This window comes from Rhodocyclus tenuis, assembly GCF_014197755.1.
Lineage (GTDB): Bacteria > Pseudomonadota > Gammaproteobacteria > Burkholderiales > Rhodocyclaceae > Rhodocyclus > Rhodocyclus tenuis.
On the sequence record NZ_JACIGE010000002.1, the window covers coordinates 183,588 to 196,627 of the forward strand.

Annotated in this window: 14 protein-coding genes; 6 read left to right on the forward strand and 8 right to left on the reverse strand. The window is 63.3% G+C overall.

The genetic code is table 11. The features are described 5' to 3' along the window. Genes GGD90_RS03485 through mtgA form a run of 3 tightly spaced genes read left to right on the forward strand, consistent with a single transcriptional unit; the run spans window position 1 to window position 2,569 of the window. Window positions 1-894 carry an energy transducer TonB gene (locus GGD90_RS03485; protein WP_153115885.1) on the forward strand — a complete coding sequence of 298 codons (894 nt, stop codon included), beginning with the start codon at window positions 1-3 and terminating at the stop codon, window positions 892-894. 29 nt (window positions 895-923) lie between these two features. Further along, complete coding sequence (aroE, locus tag GGD90_RS03490; protein WP_153115886.1) at window positions 924-1,877, forward strand: shikimate dehydrogenase; 954 nt, start codon at window positions 924-926, stop codon at window positions 1,875-1,877. Then, entirely contained in the window at window positions 1,874-2,569 is a 696-nt protein-coding gene (gene mtgA, locus GGD90_RS03495) for a monofunctional biosynthetic peptidoglycan transglycosylase (RefSeq protein ID WP_153115887.1), read from the forward strand. The genes aroE and mtgA overlap by 4 nt, the downstream gene beginning before the upstream one ends. A gap of 22 nt (window positions 2,570-2,591) precedes the next feature. Here the strand turns inward: mtgA and GGD90_RS03500 are convergent, their stop codons facing one another. Further along, the gene (locus GGD90_RS03500; protein ID WP_153115888.1) at window positions 2,592-3,086 is read right to left on the reverse strand and encodes a hypothetical protein; all 495 of its coding nucleotides are present in this window, start codon (window positions 3,084-3,086) and stop codon (window positions 2,592-2,594) included. Window positions 3,087-3,294: 208 nt separating this feature from the next. On the opposite strand from GGD90_RS03500, the gene mgtE reads away from it, so the two are divergent. Next, entirely contained in the window at window positions 3,295-4,737 is a 1,443-nt protein-coding gene (gene mgtE / locus GGD90_RS03505) for a magnesium transporter (RefSeq protein ID WP_153115889.1), read from the forward strand. Between the two features lie 88 nt (window positions 4,738-4,825). Here the strand turns inward: mgtE and GGD90_RS03510 are convergent, their stop codons facing one another. Then, window positions 4,826-5,101, reverse strand: a complete 276-nt coding sequence (locus tag GGD90_RS03510; protein ID WP_153115890.1) for a helix-turn-helix domain-containing protein — start codon at window positions 5,099-5,101, stop codon at window positions 4,826-4,828. 381 nt (window positions 5,102-5,482) lie between these two features. Here GGD90_RS03510 and GGD90_RS03515 point away from each other — a divergent pair, with 381 nt between their 5' ends. Further along, entirely contained in the window at window positions 5,483-6,271 is a 789-nt protein-coding gene (locus tag GGD90_RS03515) for a sce7726 family protein (RefSeq protein ID WP_153115891.1), read from the forward strand. Between the two features lie 3 nt (window positions 6,272-6,274). On the opposite strand, the gene GGD90_RS03520 is transcribed toward GGD90_RS03515, so the two are convergent. The 3 genes from GGD90_RS03520 to GGD90_RS03530 all read right to left on the reverse strand — a co-directional run bounded on the left by GGD90_RS03520 (window position 6,275) and on the right by GGD90_RS03530 (window position 8,888). Continuing rightward, complete coding sequence (locus GGD90_RS03520) at window positions 6,275-7,351, reverse strand: beta family protein (protein WP_153115892.1); 1,077 nt, start codon at window positions 7,349-7,351, stop codon at window positions 6,275-6,277. 11 nt (window positions 7,352-7,362) lie between these two features. Beyond that, entirely contained in the window at window positions 7,363-7,782 is a 420-nt protein-coding gene (locus GGD90_RS03525) for a hypothetical protein (RefSeq protein ID WP_153115893.1), read from the reverse strand. 569 nt (window positions 7,783-8,351) lie between these two features. After that, window positions 8,352-8,888: a DUF924 family protein gene (locus GGD90_RS03530; protein WP_153115894.1), complete on the reverse strand. Its 537-nt coding sequence runs from the start codon at window positions 8,886-8,888 to the stop codon at window positions 8,352-8,354. Window positions 8,889-9,126: 238 nt separating this feature from the next. On the opposite strand from GGD90_RS03530, the gene GGD90_RS03535 reads away from it, so the two are divergent. Then, window positions 9,127-10,029, forward strand: a complete 903-nt coding sequence (locus GGD90_RS03535) for a DMT family transporter (protein WP_153115895.1) — start codon at window positions 9,127-9,129, stop codon at window positions 10,027-10,029. Between the two features lie 103 nt (window positions 10,030-10,132). Here GGD90_RS03535 and hemL read toward each other — a convergent pair whose 3' ends face one another. Genes hemL through thiD form a run of 3 tightly spaced genes read right to left on the reverse strand, consistent with a single transcriptional unit; the run spans window position 10,133 to window position 13,030 of the window. Next, entirely contained in the window at window positions 10,133-11,419 is a 1,287-nt protein-coding gene (gene hemL, locus GGD90_RS03540) for a glutamate-1-semialdehyde 2,1-aminomutase (protein ID WP_153115896.1), read from the reverse strand. Then, window positions 11,416-12,147, reverse strand: coding sequence for a thiamine phosphate synthase (gene thiE, locus GGD90_RS03545; protein ID WP_153115897.1), 732 nt, complete (start codon window positions 12,145-12,147; stop codon window positions 11,416-11,418). Before thiE ends, hemL begins: the two co-directional genes overlap by 4 nt. Beyond that, the gene (gene thiD, locus GGD90_RS03550) at window positions 12,140-13,030 is read right to left on the reverse strand and encodes a bifunctional hydroxymethylpyrimidine kinase/phosphomethylpyrimidine kinase (RefSeq protein ID WP_153115898.1); all 891 of its coding nucleotides are present in this window, start codon (window positions 13,028-13,030) and stop codon (window positions 12,140-12,142) included. Before thiD ends, thiE begins: the two co-directional genes overlap by 8 nt. Window positions 13,031-13,040 lie beyond the last annotated feature (10 nt).

Below are 13,040 nucleotides of genomic sequence, written 5' to 3' on the forward strand. Positions count from 1 at the left end.
ATGGCCGCGCTCGCCCTGCGCCTGCCCCACCCGGCTGTCGCCGGTGAGCACTCGCTGCTCGGCATCGCCATCGGCGCATCGGTCGTGCTGCACGCGGCGGCCCTCTCGCTGCACTTCGGCTTTCCCGAAATGTCGCGCGTGGTACAGGACAAGGCGCTCGAAATCGTTCTGGTCAACAGCAAGTCGGCACGCCGGCCCACCGATTCGCAGGCGCTGGCGCAGACCAATCTCGACGGCGGCGGCGACGTCGAGCAGGACCGGCGCGCGAAGACCTCGCTGCCGGTTTCCGAACAGCGCAAGAGCGGCGCCGATCTGGAACAGGCGCGGCAGCGCCAGCAGCAGCTTGAAACGCAGCAGCAGAAGCTGCTGACGCAGGCGAAGAACAAGCCGGTGATCGCCGCCCGCCCGGAAAGCGAAGCGCAGCCGAAACCGAACGCCACCATCAGCGGCCGCGATCTGGCGCAGAGCGCGCTGGCGATGGCGCGCCTTGAGGGCGAGATCGCGCAGAACGTCGACGAGTACAACAAGCGCCCGCGCAAGCGCAACATCGGCCTGCGCACCGACGAATACCGCTTCGCGCAGTACGTCGAAGACTGGCGGCAGAAGGTCGAGCGCATCGGCACGCTCAACTATCCCGACGCCGCGCGCGGCAAGCTCTACGGCTCGCTGGTGCTGACGGTGACGATCAAGAACGACGGCAGCGTCGACAAGATCGAGATCAACCGCAGCTCGGGCCACCGCATCCTCGACGACGCCGCCCGGCGCATCGTGCAGATGGCCTCGCCCTACTCGCCCTTCCCGCCCGACATCCGGCGCGATACCGACATCCTCGAAATCACGCGTGCGTGGAGCTTCGTCAACGGCGACAGCCTGCAGACGGCGGCCAGCCGCTGACGTGCCCGCGAACCCGAGCTGACCCCGCGATGAGCGCGCGCTACGCCGTCTTCGGCAACCCGATCAGTCACAGCCGCTCGCCGGCAATCCACGCGGCCTTTGCCGCGCAGACCGGCGAAGACATCGTCTACACGGCGATCCTCGCGCCGCTCGACGGCTTTGCCACGAGCGTGCACGACTTCATTGCCGCCGGCGGGCGCGGCGCCAACGTCACCGTGCCGTTCAAGGAAGAAGCCTTCCGCCTCGCCGGCCGCCTGACGCAGCGCGCAGAACTCGCCGGCGCCGTCAATACGCTGATCTTCGTCGCGCCCGACCCGGCCGCAGCCGGCACGCCAGCGCTGATCACCGGCGACAACACCGACGGTGCCGGGCTGCTGCGCGACCTTGAACACAATCTCGGCTGCCGCGTCGCCGGCCGGCGCGTGCTGCTGCTCGGCGCCGGCGGCGCCGCACGCGGTGCGCTCGGCCCGCTGCTCGCCGCCGGCCCGGCGCAGGTTTTCATCGCCAACCGCACGGCCGAGAAGGCGGCGGCACTCGCCAGCCAGTTCGCGCGCCAGTTCGCCAGCAGCCGGCAGGCCGCCGACGCCAGCGCACAGCGAGGCGCAGCGCCGGCCAGCCCGGCGATCGCCGGCGGCGCTTTTGCCGACCTCGCCGGACAGAGCTTCGACCTCGTCATCAACGCCACTGCCGCCAGCCTCAAGGGCGAAGTGCCGCCGCTGCCCGCTGGCGTCCATGCGCCGGGCAGCCTCGCCTACGACATGATGTATTCGCCCGATGGCGATACGCCCTTCCTCGCCGCCGCACGCGCAGCCGGTGCAGCACGCTGCGCCGACGGGCTCGGCATGCTCGTCGAACAGGCAGCGGAAGCTTTCTTCGTCTGGCGCGGTGTGCGTCCCGACAGCAGCGCCGTGCTGGCTGCACTGCGCGCCGCTACGCACGCCGCCACGCAAGACTCCCCGCCGGCGCAAGGCCAAAACAAGTGAAAACCTTCTCGCGCTGGATCAAGCGCATCGTCATCGGCCTGCTCGCGCTGCTGGTGATCTATCAGCTGTGGCTGTTCGCGCATGTGCTGTGGTGGAACAGCAATAACCCCGGCACGACGCGCTTCATGGAAATCCGCCTCGCCGAACTGCGCGAGAAGAAACCCGGCGCCGAACTGAAACAGCAGTGGGTCACTTACGAGCACATCTCGCCGCAGCTCAAGCGCGCGATCATCTCGGCTGAGGACGGCACTTTCGTCGATCACGAAGGTTTCGACTGGGACGGCATGCAGAAGGCGATCGAGAAGAACCAGAAGAAGGGGCGTATCGTCGCCGGCGGTTCGACCATCTCGCAGCAGCTGGCGAAAAACCTCTTCCTCTCGCCGGCGAAGACGCCCTGGCGCAAGGCCGAGGAAGCGGCGATCACGCTGATGCTCGAAAGCCTGTGGAGCAAGCGGCGCATCCTCGAGGTGTACCTCAACGTCATCGAATGGGGTGAGGGTGTCTTCGGCGCCGAAGCCGCGGCGCGCCACTACTTCGGTGTCTCGGCGGCGCAACTGTCGCCCGAGCAGGCGGCGCGGCTGGCCGGCATGGTGCCGAACCCGCGCTTCTACGACCGCAACCGCAACACGCCGGGGCTGGCGAAGAAGACCGCGATCATCCTCGGGCGAATGCCGGCGGCCGAACTGCCCTGAGCGGCAACGGCGCGCGCTGAGCTCAGCCCTTGTGCTCGACGCGCCGCGAAGTCTTCCTGACCAGCCCGGTCTCGGCGTCGAAATGCACGTGGAAGTGCGCTTCCTCGTTCGGGAAGCTGCTGCCGACGCGCCAGTCCCAGACCTCTTCGCCCATGCGCGCGAACACCGTGCTTGATCCCGGGTGGCCGAGCAGGCGCAGGATGTCTTCCTTGCTCATGCCCTCGCGCACCCTGGCGTAACTGGCCTCGCCGAGCACCTGCTCGATCTTCTGCAGCACGCCGTCCGGCCCGATGCTGAGCATGTGACATTCGATGCCGGCAGGCTGACGGTTGTATTCCCAGACATACGAACCGTCGGCGTTGCGATACTCGGCTTTGGGTTCGCCCATGCGCGAGCGGATTTCGGCGACGGTCGACACGCCGGGTTCGAGTTTCTGCAGATTGATGCCGTCGCAGGCCGGCAGAACTGCCGAGACAACAGCGGCAACACCGGCGCCAAGCCAGCGCGGAAGCGTCATGAGGCGACTCCAGGAAAACTTCGCGCCAGTGTAAGCCATCGGCAGCAGACCGGCGACGCGCGCAGAATTCGCCGGCACCCCTCAGGAAAGAATGACTTGCATTTCGGCGCGGGCGTTCAGCCGCGCCAAAGTGCCGCCAGAGTTGCCGGCACGGGTCGGCGGGACGGGCGTCGGTGTTAAAATCCCGCATCTTTTTGCGCAGCGCACCATGAGCGAAGAAATCCACCACGCCGACGGCGACGAATTGCAGCAACACCTCGACCAGGTGCAGACGCTGCTCGCCCGTCAGAAGCTGGTGGAAGGGCTGGTGCACCGGCAGGACATGCCGCGCCACGAGCTCGTCGAAGGGCTGGTGCACAAGCAGCATCTGAACGAGTTGCGCACGCGGCTCGACCACATGCACCCGGCCGACATCGCCTACATCCTCGAGGCGCTGCCGCTCGACGAGCGGCTGATCGTCTGGGATCTGGTCAAGGCCGAGCGCGACGGCGACATCCTGCTCGAAGTCTCGGACGCGGTCCGCGAAAGCCTGATCGCGAACATGGATTCGCACGAGCTCGTCGCCGCGGCCGAGAGCCTCGACGCCGACGAACTCGCCGACCTGGCGCCCGACCTGCCGCACGAGGTCATCGAAGGCGTTTTCCAGTCGCTGTCGGTCGAGGAACGCGAGCAGCTGCGCGCGGCGATGTCCTACCCCGAGGAATCGGTCGGTTCGATCATGGACTTCGACATGGTCACCGTGCGCGAGGACGTCACGCTCGAAGTCGTGCTGCGCTACCTGCGCCTCTTCGACGAACTGCCCGACCATACCGACCAGCTCTTCGTTGTCGACCGCGACGAGCACCTCAAGGGCGTGCTGCCGCTCAACCGCCTGCTCGTCTCCGACCCGGATACCGAAGTCGGCACGCTGATGCTCACCGACTTCATCGACCTGCAGCCGGGCGACGAAGCCGAAGAAGCGGCGCAGGCCTTCGAGCGTTACGACCTCGTCTCGGCGCCGGTGGTCGACAGCCAGCACCGGCTGATCGGCCGCGTGACCGTCAATACCGTCGTCGACTTCATCCGTGAAGAAAGCGAAGCCGAACAACTGGCGCAGGCCGGTCTGAAAGAAGAGGAAGACATCTTCGCGCCGGTGTGGGATTCGGTGAAAAACCGCTGGGCCTGGCTGGCGGTGAATTTGGTCACCGCCTTTGTCGCCTCGCGCGTGATCGGCGCCTTTGAAGGCTCGATCGAAAAGCTCGTTGCGCTCGCCGCACTGATGCCGATCGTTGCCGGCATCGGCGGCAACTCGGGCAATCAGACGATCACCATGATCGTCCGCGCCATCGCCATGGGCCAGGTCAAGCCCGACGCCATCCGCCGCCTGCTGCGCAAGGAAATCAACGTCGCGCTGATCAACGGAATCGTCTGGGGCGGCCTGCTCGGCGTGGCGGCGTGGTGGATGTACGGCAGCGCCTCGCTCGGGCTGGTGATGACCTCGGCAATGACGCTCAACCTGCTGCTGGCCGCCGTCGCCGGCGTCTCGATCCCGCTGCTGCGCGAACGCCTCGGCGCCGACCCGGCCGTCGGCGGCTCGGTGCTGATCACCGCCCTCACCGACTCGGGCGGCTTCTTCATCTTCCTCGGGCTGGCGACGCTGTTCCTGATGTAGCGCGGGGCGGCCGGAGCGCGACGCAGCAGGATTACTCCTCGGCGCCGGCCGAACACCAAGCAGAAGCTGAGCGCGCTGCTCGCCGCGGCTAGTCCGAATAAGCGGGAGAGAGCAATTTAAGCAACGGCACGTCGCGCAGCTCAAGAAGCCAAGCCGCCCGTGCGTAATGCCCGATCTGTACAGTCGGCCTTCCTTGCTCGACGAACAGGACAGTTTGCGGGCCAACGCCCATCATGTCGGCGAACTCGCGCTGCGAGAGCCTGCGCTCTTTGCGCGCCGCCGCAATGCGCTGGCCCAGCGCCACAAGCGAGGCTTGCACCTCAAAGGGCAAGGGGGAAATTTCGAAGCTGCGTAGTTTTGGCATGACTTATCAGGGCAAATGGCATGTTTCGCGATGATAAGTCATTGCGCGCGCAAACCAAGCTCCTGCCATGACTCATCATGGTCGTTGGGCGTCATCGGCGTTTAGCCGCGGCCGTTGATCGGCCTAAGCGGCCATACGAGCCGGAAAGCAAACGCGTCAGCTATGAGCTGAGGATTCGCCTTTTGTCGGTCATAGGTCTTCAATGGTCAGATGCTAAACGGCTGCGATCAAGCGCGCGCGGGCCAATGCGCCAACTTAGAGACCTAACTGCTCGTCTTAAGAAACCATGGGTGCGTTGATCTGGTCTATTGGAGGTGTCAAACTGAGTTCGTATAATGAAGAGTTACGGGGGAGTGGCAACCATAGACGAAGCCACGAGAGATGCTAAACGAACGGGATATTAAAACCGCGTTGATCGATCGCCTCTTCGAGAAAGGAATGCTCGAAGAGGCAGTATTGATTAATGAAATGGTAATTGCTAATTGGAACAGGCGGGCAGATATTGCCGTTGCTAATGGTCGTCTTTACGCATACGAGATCAAGAGTGACCTGGACAGCCTTGATCGCCTAGAAGGACAGGTTTCAGCGTACCTTGATCGCTTCGACAAAGTCACAGTAGTAACCACTGCTAAGTTCATTTCAGCCGTTACAGCTCAAGTGCCGGAGCAGGTCGAAATATGGGAGGCGTCAGGTCAAAGCCAATCTATTACGCTTAGGGTAGTGCGTCGTGGCCGAACTAAAGAAATTAGCTCAAGGCGAATGCTCTGTGGTTTTCTTCTTAAGTCGGAATTGCTAGCCTTGATGAGGCGGCACGGAATAAGCGCGTCACCTGACGAACCACGACAGGCGCTAATTTCACTGTTTCAGCAAGTCTCAACAAAGGATTTGAGGCAATTTGTTCTTGGTTGCTTGAAACGCCGATATCGCGAGACATTTGAGACATTCGTGCAACAAAAGGGGGCGAAGACAACACAAATCGATCTCGACAACCTTAGCAAGTCGAAGCTAAGCATAAAGCAACGGGATAGTACGACTAAAGAGGTCTCGAACGAGAAAAGTCCAAGTCCAAGGAGCTATCATTCCCTAGACTTGGACAGGCTATCTCAGAAGTACGGCGGGATGCCGGAAAGTATGCCGTCGGCGGTATTGCGTCGAACGTTTCGCGAGTGACAATTATTCGTAGATATCGAAGTCCTCCTCGTCGCCATCAGGCGATTCAAGGGATAGCGCAAGCTGACGTGAAATATGCATATTTACCCTTGCTGCAATCCAGCTTGAAGGGGTTTTCATGCCATCAATTAGTCCTTCTGCAGCTTTTCGGATCATCTCGGCTCCCCAGCTGCCATCCTCTAGAATCTCAGGGTAGCTCTCTATTAGAGTAGTAGCAGCATCTATGTATCCGGTAGAGTTTGTTTCTGGCCTTCTCTCGAAGGCCCATGCATCGTAAAGAGGATAGTCAATCCGTGGCGTATATCGCCCGCCCGCGTTGGCATAAACCTTGGCGTGTATTGAGCTGTGATCGCCATAGATTGCTACTTCCGATCCACCTATTTCTTGGTGGAGAACTCGCTCAAGAATGCCGATAATGCCACGCTTGCCACCACTGTTTGCATCGAGATGGGAAGTCACTGATGCTGGGAAACTGGTGGAAATGACCGCGATTATTGCGTCTTCAACATCTTCTCGCACCTGATTGATTGCTGTCACGCAGGCGGCAATGGAGGCTGCCATCGTTTCCCGAATGTAACCAACGTCAATGATTACCAGAGCATTTTCTGGCGAGTCCATCGCGGAAAGCGCGGTAGTAACTTTATCCGTTTCAGACAAAAAGTCAGTAATCCGGAATGCGACTTTTCCTAGGCCGCTATTTTCAAGCTGCCTGGTCTGCCGAATAATCTGTTGGTTCTTCGCGCTTGGCGTGATCTGTATAACAGGAACGGCGTTAGGAATATCGGTGACGTAAGACTGCCATGCTTTGAAGTTCTCCTCAGAATCAAGCACTTTACGCAGTGCCGCATTTTGATGAGAAGACTCCGCAGTGAGGTCCAGAATGAAGGGGCGCTCTCCGACAGCCTTTTGAAGTTGCGAAATAGATTCTGAGATACCTTCTTGGTTACGCCACGCACCGAGAGTTATGATCGGTAGCATGTTTCTTTTACTTTCGTCAGACAACTGCCTGTAGCCATACATCTCTGCCGGACGGGTCCTAAGGGCAGGGTAGTACTTGTAGTCTTCGAAACTAACGTCCATTACCTATCTCCTTATTCTGCTGTCTCTACCTGCTCTGGACGTTCTGCCGGATGTTCGGTTGACTGGGCAGCCTTCCTAGAGGATGGGGATTTTGCGCGTTGCCGAACCGAAACCACGTAATCAGCGATGTGGGTCAGCCTGCTATTCTCGGCCTTAACTCGTTCCAGTTCTCCAGTTAGATCCTCGATCTTTACACCTTGGATTGCCGCAAGCTTTACCAGTCGGTAACCAACGTAACCTAGGCAGATGCCACTCAGGAGTGCTGCCATCCAACCAGAGAAAGTAAGCCAGAAAATCTCGGGCTTCTGGGCAAAGGCGAAATATAGGGTAATTCCGATGCCGATAAACCCGATAAAAAAGCCTCCTGCCCCCCACCACTGTCCGGTAAGTGTGGCCGTGTCTGTATCTATTTTATCGAGTTCCTTGGGCACTTCATTTTCCTTGTGCTTGCGAGCGAATCGGAAATTGCTGGTGCTCCCGATGCATTTCTATCCCGAGTGTGGCCGCTCGTTTTTAGCAGTTCCGAGGTACCGCAGGTGTTCCAGCTTGTATCACGGCGATAGTTTATGCCATATGTCATGCGTTTGTGGTGCTTAACAGCGCTGAGCGTGGAAGCCACCAAATCACCATCGTCACTTTGTTGTCACTGGCAAAGAGAAACGGCTTGGAATTTTTCCTAAACCGTTGATTTTTTAGAGCCCGCAGTGGATCGACCCCTGGACCCAAGGATTAGTATCCCGTTGGCGCCTGACGCTACTATTTGGTTACTCGACACTGTCAAGTGCCGGAAATTTGCCAGACTGCTGCCGTAGCATCCGATATTCCCCAACGTCGGTAATGGCCGACCAAGAGACATAGCCCCCCGACGCCCCCCCCGAATCGAGAACGACAACCAACCGAGCAGCTCCACCGCCTGAACAGGCGCGCACTGACAGCAAGTAGAAGGCCGTCATACCGACAAATGTGACCCACCCTCGCGCCTTGAGGGGCATCCCCGAACCTAAAAACTCGACCCCGGCTCCTTGAGGAACGCCTCTTCCTCCGGCGTCGAGCTTCTGCCCAGTATCCGGTTGCGATGCGGATAGCGGCCAAAGCGGTCGATGATGGCCTTGTGCCGCAGTTCAAACTCGTAGTTGCCCGGCGGAGCCCACTCCTTGAAGAGGATCTCCGCCTCTGAGTGGATCACGGCGGACTCGCTGTGCATGTAGGGCATGAGCAGAAACGCGCGCTCGTTCGGCGCCAGCTGTTCCAGCGCGCCGGCGGCGACGGCTTCCTGAGCCAGCGCCAGCGCCATCACGTCTTGCGCAAAGGCTTTAGGCGTATTCCGGTAGAGGTTGCGCGAAAACTGGTCGAGGACGATGACTTCGGACAAACGCCCTTTCGCCGTCACCCGCCAGGCGAACAACTCGCTCCGCGCGGCCTTCTCCAGCAGCGGCAGGAAGCGCTCGCCCAGCCGGACATCGAAGGCCGGATCAAGCGCCCACCACTGTTTGGGCTCGATTTCCTTGAACCAGAACTCCAGCACTTCTCTGTACATGGCGGCTCCTGCAGCGCTTGGGGCAGTCGGGAAAAGGCGTTTCCGAAATACGGCGTTCCGCAGCCAGCGGCTTCTCCGGCAGCGCTTACGATAGACTTGGCCGGGCGCGCTGACCAGTCCGGCCGGCGACGCAGGCGCGAAATGTTCGCCCCCCCTTTATTCGCCCCTTTTATCCGCCCTATTGATATCCACCCCACTTCAAACCCGCCCAGGAACCCCGCCCCGATGATCGTCCGCCATGGATAGCCGCAAGGCGCTCGACGGCCGCGCCGCCGGCATCATGCTGGTGCTCTGCGTGATCTGGGGGTTGCAGCAGGTGGTGTTGAAGGCCGCGGCGGCGGACATTTCGCCGCTGATGCAGATCGCCCTGCGCTCGGGGATCGCGGCACTGCTGGTCGGCGCGCTGATGGTCTGGCGCAAGGAAAGCCCCGCGCTTGCCGACGGCAGCTGGCGGCCGGGGCTGCTGGTCGGCTTGTTCTTCGGCCTGGAGTTCCTGTTCGTCGGCGAAGGCCTGCGCTTCACCTCGGCATCGCACATGGTGGTGTTTCTCTACACCGCGCCGATCTTTGTCGCCCTCGGCCTGCACTCGAAGCTGCCGGCCGAGCGCCTGAGTCGGCTGCAGTGGCTGGGAATCGCCTTCGCCTTCACCGGCATCGTCGTCACCTTTGCCGGGCGCAACGCGCCGCCCGGCGCGGCCGATCCGGCGAACATCCTGTGGGGAGACGCGCTCGCGCTGCTGGCGGGAATCTTCTGGGGGGCCACGACGATCGTCGTGCGCCTGTCGCAGCTATCGAGAGCGCCGGCAACGCAGACGCTGTTCTACCAGCTGGCAGCTGGCTTCGTCCTGCTCCTGCCGGCCGCCATTCTGCTCGGGCAGACGAGCATCGAGCTGACGACACTGTCGATCGGCAGCCTGCTCTTCCAGTCGGTGATTGTTTCCTTCGCCAGCTATCTCGGCTGGTTCTGGCTGCTGCGGCGTTACCTGGCTTCGCGGCTGGGCGTTTTTTCGTTCATGACGCCGCTGTTCGGTCTGGGCTTCGGGGTCTGGCTGCTCGACGAGCCGCTCGAAGCAAGCTTTCTGTTCGGGGCGATTTTCGTGCTGATCGGGGTGGTGATGGTCAGCGGCTCGCGCCGGGCGTAATACGCCTGATTGCCGCGCGCAGCTGCGGCCGACGCCTGGCCCCGCCCGCCGGGCGGAGTAGAAGCCGGCCACCGGCAGACACCGGTGGCCGGCAAAAGCCCGCTTACCAGGCAGCAAACACCGCTTCGGCGGCGGCGATGGTCGCGTCGATGTCGGCGTCGGTGTGCGCGGCCGAAACGAAGCCGGCTTCGAAGGCCGACGGCGCAAAGTAGTGGCCGGCGTCGAGCATGGCGTGGAAGAAGCGGTTGAACGCTTCCTTGTCGCAGGCCATCACGGCGTCGTAGGTGGCCGGGCATTCCGGCGCGAAGTAGAGGCCGAACATGCCGCCGACCGACTGCGCCGAGAAGACGACGCCGTGCTTCTTCGCCGCGGCGACGAGGCCGTCGGTGAGGCGCTTGGTACGCGCGGAAAGCGTCTCGTAGAAGCCCGGTGCGCGCGTCAGCTTGAGCGTCGCCAGACCGGCGGCGACGGCCACCGGGTTGCCGGAGAGCGTGCCGGCCTGATAGACCGGGCCGAGCGGCGCGATCTTTTCCATGATTTCGCGCTTGCCGCCAAAGGCGCCGACCGGCAGGCCACCGCCGATCACCTTGCCGAGCGTCACCAGATCGGCGTCGATGCCAAACAGGCCTTGCGCGCCCTGCGGGCCGACGCGGAAGCCGGTCATCACTTCGTCGAAAATCAGCACCGAGCCGTTCTTGGTGCACAGTTCGCGCATCGCCTTCAAGAATTCGGGCTTCGGCGCGATCAGGTTCATGTTGCCGACGACGGCTTCAACGATGACGACGGCGATCTTGTCGCCATGCTCGGCAAACGCGGCTTCCAGCGCGGCGGCGTCGTTGTACGGCAGCACCAGCGTGTGCTTGGCCAGATCAGCCGGGACGCCGGCCGAATCCGGGTTACCGAAGGTCAAGAGGCCCGAGCCGGCCTTGACCAGCAGGCTGTCGGAGTGGCCGTGGTAGCAGCCTTCGAACTTCACCAGCAGGTCGCGGCCGGTGTAGCCGCGCGCCAGACGGATCGCGCTCATCGTCGCTTCGGTGCCGGAGCTGACCAGACGCACCATGTCGAGCATCGGCAGGATGTCGCAGAGCAGGTCGGCCATGTCGAGTTCCATCTCGGTCGGCGCGCCGAAGGAGAGGCCCTTGGCCGCCGTTTCGCTGACCGCGGCCAGCACTTCCGGATGCGCGTGGCCGGCGATCAGCGGGCCCCACGAGCAGACGTAGTCGAGGTAGCTCTTGCCGTCGGCGTCGGTGACGCGCGGGCCGGAACCCGAGACGAAGAAGCGCGGTGCGCCGCCGACCGAACGGAAGGCGCGGACCGGCGAATTGACGCCGCCGGGGATGTGGCGCTGGGCGCGGGCAAACAGTTGGTCGTTGCGGGAGGTGGTGGTCATGCTCGGTTTTCCTCGAAGAGACGTTGAAAGGCGGCGGCGCGCGCACGGATGGCGGACGTCGCGGAAGAAGCTGCGGAAGTGGGTGCAGAAGCGAATGAGGACGCGGGCGCCGACGCCGGCGAGAACACTTCGCTGACGACGGCGAGCAGATCGGCGCCGGCGGCGATCACCTCGCCGGCATTGGCCAGCGTGATGCCACCGATGGCGCAGGCCGGCACGCCGAGTTCGGCGCGCGACCGTGCGAGCAGATCGAGCGACGCGCGCGGCGCCTGCGGCTTGGTCGGCGACGCAAACACCGCGCCGAAAGCGACGTAGTCGGCGCCGGCAGCAACGGCAACGCGCGCCCGCGCGAAATCTGCGTAACACGAAACGCCGACGATGCCGCCCGGCGGCAGCGCCTGGCGCGCGGCGAGCGGATCGCCGTCGTCGGCGCCCAGATGCACGCCGTCGGCACCGACGGCAAGAGCCAGCGCCAGATCGTCATTGACGATGAACAGCGCGCCGTGGCGGCGGCACAGCGCGGCGAGCGCCTGCGCCAGGCGCAGACGACGGGCGGCGTCGCTCGACTTGTCGCGCAGCTGCAGCACGGCGGCACCGCCGGCCAGCGCCGCTTCGGCCTGCGCCAGCAGCGTCGCCTCGGGCAGGCCGTCGGGCGTGATCGCGTAGAGGCCGCGCAGCGCTACCGGCTGCACGGGCGAACGCGTCGGGCGCAGGGCGCGTTCAGGCATTGCTGCTCCGCTGCTGTGCGGCGTGGTCGCAGAACCGGTCAAAAAAGCGGTCGGGGATGAACTGCCCCCTGCCGGCGCGAAAACCGGCGGCGAGCGTGCGCCAGGTGTAGTCCTGCCCGGCGCGTACCGCTTCGGCGAGCGGCAGGCCGTGCGCCAGCCCGGCGGCGATTGCCGATGCCAGCGTGCAGCCGGAACCGTGATATTCGCCGGGCAGCCGGTCCCAGACGTCGCGCCGCAGGCAGCCGCTGGCGTCGTAGAGCGTATTGACCACCTGCGCGGTGTTCTCGTGCGTGCCGGTGACCAGCACCGTGCGGCAGCCGTGCGTGATCAGTCGCGCCGCGCAATCGGCCAATGAAGGTTCGCCGGCGTCGCCGGAATCGCCATGGCGGCGCTGGAATTCCTGGTCGTCCGCGAGCAGGCGGCGCGCTTCGAGGCTGTTCGGCGTGAGCACGCTCACCCGCGGCAGCAGCAGCTCGCGCAAGGCGCCGATGGCGGCCGCGTTGGCGAGCTCGTCGCCGCGCCCGGAAGCGAGCACCGGGTCGAGCACCACCGGAATGTCGGGATGTTCGGCGAGGATCGCGGCGATCACCGCAATATTGTCGGCGCTACCGATCAGGCCGATCTTGAACGCCGCCACCGGCATGTCGGCGAGCAGCGTGCGCGCCTGCCGGCCGACCCAGTTGGCGTCGATCGGCAATACCGCTTCGACGCCAGCCGTGTCCTGCACGGTGATCGCCGTCAGCACCGACAGCGGATGACAGCCGTTCGCCGCCAGCGTCAGCAGATCGGCCTGCACACCGGCGCCGCCCGAAGGATCGCTGGCAGCGAAGCTGAGCACGATCGGCGGCGAGGAGGCAGGCAGGGGCCGGGCGGTTTGTTCCATGCGGCAGGCA